Origin of the sequence: Methylomonas rosea (genome assembly GCF_024505055.1) — a bacterium.
GTDB lineage: Bacteria > Pseudomonadota > Gammaproteobacteria > Methylococcales > Methylomonadaceae > Methylomonas > Methylomonas rosea.
Window position 1 is genome coordinate 1 of record NZ_JANIBL010000118.1, and the last position, 3,902, is coordinate 3,902.

General features: G+C 58.5%; 2 protein-coding genes. Both read right to left on the reverse strand.

Features of this window, described 5'->3' with window-relative positions; genetic code table 11:
• A partial coding sequence (locus tag NP589_RS21215; protein WP_256608757.1) for a response regulator occupies positions 1-3,285 on the reverse strand: 3,285 nt, incomplete at its 3' end.
• A gap of 224 nt (positions 3,286-3,509) precedes the next feature.
• Positions 3,510-3,902, reverse strand: a 393-nt coding sequence (locus NP589_RS21220) for an efflux RND transporter permease subunit (RefSeq protein ID WP_256608758.1), incomplete at its 5' end; no start/stop codon positions are given.

The following is a 3,902-nucleotide window of genomic DNA, read 5'->3' on the forward strand; positions in this document are numbered from 1 at the left end:
GCTGGCCGCGCGATCCTGCGCCATCGCCGCCGCCGTCATGGCAATGATCGGCAAATCCTTACCGACCGGTAGCGCGCGAATCCGGCGCGTGGCTTCCAGCCCGTCCATCACCGGCATATGCAGGTCCATCAAGATCGCGTCGAAGCGCTGGTTTTCCAGTTTAGCCAAGGCTTCCCGGCCGTGATTGGCCACTGTCACCCGCAATCCGCCCTTCTGCAAAAACTCGCTGGCGACTTGCTGATTCAATTCGTTATCCTCGACCAGCAGGATATGCGCACCGCGAATACCGTCGAGCAAGGCGTGGGCGGTTTTGAACACCGCCGCCACCGGCAGGGTACGGCGGGTTTCGTGGCGCTGCAATCCGATCAACACGTCGAACAGGTCGGACGGCGTCACCGGCTTGCCGATCAGCGCGTCTATTTCGGCTTCCCGCGCCGCGTCGGCCAGTTCGTCGCGGCCGTAAGCGGTCACCATCACGGTAATCGGCGGCCGGTTGTCGGGCTTGAGGCCGGCGATAGCCCTGGCGAAGTCCAATCCGCTCATCCCCGGCATTTTCCAATCCAGCAGCAGCAATTCGAAGGGTTCGCCACGCTGTTCGGCGGCCTCGAACAACCGCAAACCAAGCTCGCCGTTATTGGCGGTAGCCACCGGAAAGCGCCAGCTCTCGAGTATCGAACGTAAGATCAGCAGCGAAGTATCCTGATCGTCGACGACCAGCGTGCGCATCGCCCGTAAATCCTGTAAACCCCGGCCGATTTTACGTTCGCGGCGCTGGGAGTCTGGCAGACCCAACCAGACGGTGAACGCGAAAGTACTACCGCGGCCCGGCTCGCTGGACAAGGCGATTTGACCGTTCATCATTTCCACCAAGCGTTTACAGATGGTCAGTCCCAGTCCGGAGCCGCCGAATCTGCGAGTGATGCCGGCATCGGCCTGCACGAAAGGCTGAAATAATCGGCTACTTTGTTCCGGCGTTAATCCGATGCCGGTGTCGCGCACCGCGAAACGCAAGCACACCGAATCGGCCGTCGCGTCGCGTTTTTCGATCCGCACATGCACTTCGCCCTGCTCGGTAAACTTGATGGCGTTGCCGACCAGATTGTCGACGACCTGGCTGAGCCGCAACGGATCGCCGATCAGACATTCCGGCACGTCCGAAGCCATATCGACGAACAACTCGATGCCTTTTTCTTCGGCGCGGAAGGAGAACAAATCCCCGGTCGCGCGCAAGATGTCCTCCAGGCAAAAATCGACGGCTTCGATATCGATGCGCCCTGCCTCTATTTTCGAGTAATCGAGAATATCGTTCAGAATGCTCAACAAGGCTTGCGAAGCGTTCAACACCTTACGCAAATAATCTTGTTGCCGTTCGTCCAGATCGGTATCCAGGGCCAGCCGAGTCAAACCGAGTATGGCGTTCATCGGCGTGCGAATTTCGTGGCTCATATTGGCTAAAAAATCCGACTTCGCTTGGTTAGCGGCATCCGCCTGTTGTCTGGCTTCCTGCAATTCGGCGGTGCGTTCGTCGACCAGGCGCTCCAGATCGTTTTTGTAGCACTCCAATTCCTCTTCGTAGCGCTTGCGCTCGGTGATGTCCATGCGGATACCCAAGATCCGGCTCACCGCACCGTCATCGCCGCATTCGACATTGAAAGCCTTGACGCTCAGCCAGCGGTAGTCGCCGTCGGCGTGGCGCATTCTGGCCTCGTAACTGTAGGCGTCGGCCCGTTTGGCCAGCACGCTGCCGATTTTCTCCGCGACCATTTCCCGGTCGGCGGGGTGCAGCCGATCCAGCCATTCCTCCCGATCTCCCAGGCCGTCCTTGGGCGGATAACCGAGCATGCTGTAGTAAATCGGCGAAACCACGAAGCTATCGCGTCCAACGTCCCAATCGAAGATGCCGATTTGCGCCACTTCCAGCGTCAAACGCAGACGCTCCTCGGAAATGCGTAGCTTCTCCTCAGTCTGTTTGCGGTCGGTAATATCCAGCGTGAAGCCGTTGATCAGACCGCTACGCTCGTCCTTCCTGGCCGAGAGCGAAAACCATTTGACGGTGCCATCGTCCAGCAGCGCTCGGGCTTCGAATTCGCGGACTTCTTTCTGGTTGCGCAACAAATCGCTAAACTCGGCCAATTTGGCCGGATCGGCGAAGCGTCGTTCCGGAGAGCTGTAAGTAGCCAAAAACGCATCGACCGAATCGCAATCGAATTGCCGCGCCAGCGTCGAGTTCGTGAAACGATGCTGGCCTTGGCGGTCGCACTGGAACACACCTATCGGTGCATTTTCGACGATATAGCGGTATTTGTGCTCATTGCTCTGCCATTTCAGCAGGCCGTAGCGTGCGACCTGCATCAACTTCAGCGACAGCAACACGATAACCAGGCCGGCGCCGCCGTACCAAAACAAGTGCTTGCGCCATTCCTCCAGATAATCCTGCTCGGCGATCGCCGCCAACACGTAAAGCGGGTATTTGCCGACCCGGCGAAAGCTGTAGAGCCGCTTGACGCCGTCCGCCGGACTGATATCGTTATAAACGCCGCGTTCATTGCCCTTGGCTAGAAACGCTCGAATCGGATGCGCTTCCAAGGTCTGACCTTGATTGGCAGGCAAGCTCGGATGACCCGCCAACAAACGCATCTCGGCATCACACAAGGCCACGGCGCCGTAGCGGCCTAAATTCAGCGTCCGGTAAAAATTCTCGAGCTCGGACAATTCCACGAACACTGTGACGATACCGGCGAAACGACCGTCCGAAAAGTTTGCGCGCCGGCTCAGCGTGATTGCCCAGGCGCCGGACGGCCGTATTTGGATAGGCGCCGAAATCGCCAGGCCGCGGCTACGGCCCTCGCGGTGCGCGCGAAAGTAATCGCTCTCGGCAATATTGATCGGCGGCTGGGCATCCACCGAGTCGTACAGGCTATCGCCGTTAGCGTCGAAGACGGCTACCCCGCCGATTTCCACCGCGACCGTTTCCGGCAAATTAGCGGCTTTTTCCTTGAGCATGGCCCGGATTTCGGCATAGCGAGCGGGCGCGGCGCGTAAATCCTCGGCATGCAAGCGCCCCAACACATCGGTCAGGATCAGGTCGATTTTGTCGACGGTGGCCTGGGCATGGCCTTCCAGCACCATCGAGATATTCTGGGTTTCCACTTGCGCATGAGCAATTCTCTGCTCGCGTTCCTGCCACAAACTCACCGCCATCAATAGCGCGAAACCGAGCACGCCGACCAAGCCGGCGGCGTTCACCATACCGAACGAGAAGGGATTCTTAAACCGCAGCCGCATGTCGCAACACCATTAAATTAAGGATATTTCCTGTCATGGTTCAACTGCGCCATCACTAACATCGCCGCCAAACGTGCAAAGCGAGGCCGCTAATCGATACGATTTCCAAAACGGCAGGAGAGGAAATTCTAAAGATAGCTGCTATTCACGATTTTTGATCGTATCGAGCCACAAGCAGCGTTTTAGGGATAAGCTCAAGCAACGAGGGCAGCGGCCCAATACCGTTATCGGTTCGGCGCCCGGCTATTCCCCAAAATCGCATAGCAGACCGGCGTCAAAATCAAGCTGGCGGCCATGCCGATCAACAGGCCGGCCGACAGCGACAAGGTCATCGGAATCAGGAATTGCGCTTGCTGGCTGGTCTCCAGCAGCGTCGGCAAAAATCCGGCAAAGTTGGTCAGAAAGGCCAGCAAAATCGGCCGAAAACGCGCGATGCAGGCGGCGCTGATCAGGTGTTCCACCGAGGTATCTTCGTCGCCGTGTTGGCGGATGTAATCCAGCAGCACCAAGCTGTCGTTCACGACCACGCCGCTAGCGGCGATCATGCCCACCAGCGACTCCATCGACAAGGGCAGGCCGGCTGCCCAGTGCGCCAGCACCGCGCCGCTCCAGGCCAC